The sequence below is a fragment of the Gluconobacter cadivus genome (assembly GCF_015244745.1).
Classification (GTDB): Bacteria; Pseudomonadota; Alphaproteobacteria; order Acetobacterales; family Acetobacteraceae; genus Gluconobacter; species Gluconobacter cadivus.
Genome location: NZ_JABCQI010000030.1, coordinates 1 through 621 on the forward strand (window position 1 = coordinate 1; position 621 = coordinate 621).

The 621-nt window shown below is 59.6% G+C and carries 1 protein-coding gene and 1 pseudogene; both read right to left on the reverse strand.

Annotated elements, in window-relative coordinates:
* Positions 1–365: pseudogene (locus HKD28_RS15865) on the reverse strand (site-specific integrase); the annotation flags it as partial.
* 21 nt (positions 366–386) lie between these two features.
* Complete coding sequence (locus HKD28_RS15870; RefSeq protein WP_235993568.1) at positions 387–551, reverse strand: DUF3598 family protein; 165 nt, start codon at positions 549–551, stop codon at positions 387–389.
* Positions 552–621 lie beyond the last annotated feature (70 nt).

Consider the following 621-nt stretch of genomic DNA (forward strand, 5'->3'; position numbering starts at 1 on the left):
TTGCGCTTGCGATCGGCGCCTGTCGGCCGCTTGATCATGCGTCCCGAAGCCGGAGCCGGGTTCAGCGAGAGCGGGACATCCCATTCGCTCATGGCATGATTGAGGATGGAGGCCAGGAGATTGAGCCGCTTGACGACTGTCGCAGCAGCCAGATCCTTTCCCTGACGGTCGCGAAAGCTTCGAACCGCTGGAACCGTCAGGCGGGAGAGCTTCAGGTCTGCGATGGGATCGCGAAGCAGTGCTGGAATATGCCCTGTCCGGTCAGCGTCGCGGTGAGCCATGCATTCGTCACGGTAGCGCTCAATCAGGGTTCTAAGCACGAGACCGTCCAAGGCCCGGACGTCGATATGACGCCCTTCACGCACTTTGACCGAGGTTTCCTCGAGCTAGGCGCGGGCGAGGCGGGCGGTGTCAAATGTTCTGATGATCCGCTGGCCGTTGACCAGCTTGCGGGGCCTGTATTGCTTTGGCCCCCGGCAACTCACACCATCGGGCAGCGGACGTCCCGTGGCGGGATCTTTAGCATTTTCGGCGGACTTTATACGGGCCATGAGACGAACTCCGAAAGGGGACGGAATCGTCATTGGTCCAGAATTGGTCCAAAATCGCTACTTAATTTTT